Here is a 1,734-nt window from a genome sequence, read left to right on the forward strand (position 1 = left end):
CCGTACTCAGGATCCACTCAGGAGGGAACGAAGTTTCAACTACAGGGTTATTACCTTCTATGACGGACCTTTCCATGTCTCTTCGTTTACCCCGTTCCTTTGTAACTCCATATAGAGTGTCCTACAACCCCGGAAGGCAAACCTTCCGGTTTGGGCTGGTTCCGTTTCGCTCGCCGCTACTCAGGAAATCGCGTTTGCTTTCTTCTCCTCCGGGTACTTAGATGTTTCAGTTCCCCGGGTGTGCCTTTCTTACCCTATGGATTCAGGTAAGAATACTGCTCCATTACGAGCAGTGGGTTCCCCCATTCGGAAATCTTCGGATCAAAGCTTACTTACAGCTCCCCGAAGCATATCGGTGTTAGTCCCGTCCTTCATCGGCTCCTAGTGCCAAGGCATCCACCGTGCGCCCTTTCTAACTTAACCTATTGGCGTACAATAAGCTGCGTATCTCTTCGTCAGCTTCGGTCGCTCACATCCTCATTTATGTTTAATAAACTCCGGTGTTCGCTCCCTTTGCTTCCTCGACCTACTTGCTTCTTCTACGCCAATCTGGCGCTTCGAATCAAGTACAGCTTACTGACTACCGGTAAAAACTTGCTATAAATTTTACTCGGTGTTTTGACGCAAAAATTTGCCTTGTTGCTGTTATCTAGTTTTCAAAGAACGAATTTCGACAAATGATAAGCTTCGAATTTCTTTGTCAGCTTCACTCACTCAGATCCTCATGTNTCGCTCCCTTTGCTTCCTCGACCTACTTGCTTCTTCTACGCCAATCTGGCGCTTCGAATCAAGTACAGCTTACTGACTACCGGTAAAAACTTGCTATAAATTTTACTCGGTGTTTTGACGCAAAAATTTGCCTTGTTGCTGTTATCTAGTTTTCAAAGAACGAATAGTGGTGGAGCCTAGCGGGATCGAACCGCTGACCTCCTGCGTGCAAAGCAGGCGCTCTCCCAGCTGAGCTAAGGCCCCAAACGATTTTTTATAAATAAGTATGGTGGGCCTAAATGGACTCGAACCATCGACCTCACGCTTATCAGGCGTGCGCTCTAACCAGCTGAGCTATAGGCCCATTACCATATGATGAGAGATTACACTCTCAAAACTAAACAAAACAAATACCATCAACGTTTCATATATATCCTTAGAAAGGAGGTGATCCAGCCGCACCTTCCGATACGGCTACCTTGTTACGACTTCACCCCAATCATCTGTCCCACCTTAGGCGGCTGGCTCCAAANTCTCCGGATCAAAGCTTACTTACAGCTCCCCGAAGCATATCGGTGTTAGTCCCGTCCTTCATCGGCTCCTAGTGCCAAGGCATCCACCGTGCGCCCTTTCTAACTTAACCTTACGGCTATGATAAGCGTCGAATTTCTTCGTCAGCTTCGCTCGTTCGCATCCTCATTTATGTGATATAAACTCCGGTGCTCACTCGCTCGCTTCCTCGAACTTCTCGCTTCTCATACACCTTGCTATAAATTTTACTCGGTGTTTTGACGCAAAAATTTGCCTTGTTGCTGTTATCTAGTTTTCAAAGAACGAATTTGAGAGATTACACTCTCAAAACTAAACAAAACAATTACGATCAACATTTCATATATATCCTTAGAAAGGAGGTGATCCAGCCGCACCTTCCGATACGGCTACCTTGTTACGACTTCACCCCAATCATCTGTCCCACCTTAGGCGGCTGGCTCCAAAAGGTTACCCCACCGACTTCGGGTGTTACAA

Annotated in this window: 2 tRNA genes and 2 rRNA genes; all 4 read right to left on the reverse strand. The window is 46.5% G+C overall.

The features are described from left to right. Window positions 1-423, reverse strand: a 23S ribosomal RNA gene (locus GD441_RS16900); the annotation flags it as partial. 473 nt (window positions 424-896) lie between these two features. After that, window positions 897-972, reverse strand: a tRNA-Ala gene (locus GD441_RS16905). Between the two features lie 23 nt (window positions 973-995). Further along, window positions 996-1,072, reverse strand: a tRNA-Ile gene (locus GD441_RS16910). A 540-nt stretch (window positions 1,073-1,612) separates the two neighbouring features. Next, window positions 1,613-1,734: ribosomal RNA gene (locus GD441_RS16915) — 16S ribosomal RNA — on the reverse strand; the annotation flags it as partial.

It is taken from the genome of Peribacillus tepidiphilus, assembly GCF_009466385.1.
Taxonomy (GTDB): Bacteria; Bacillota; Bacilli; order Bacillales; family DSM-1321; genus Bacillus_BN; species Bacillus_BN tepidiphilus.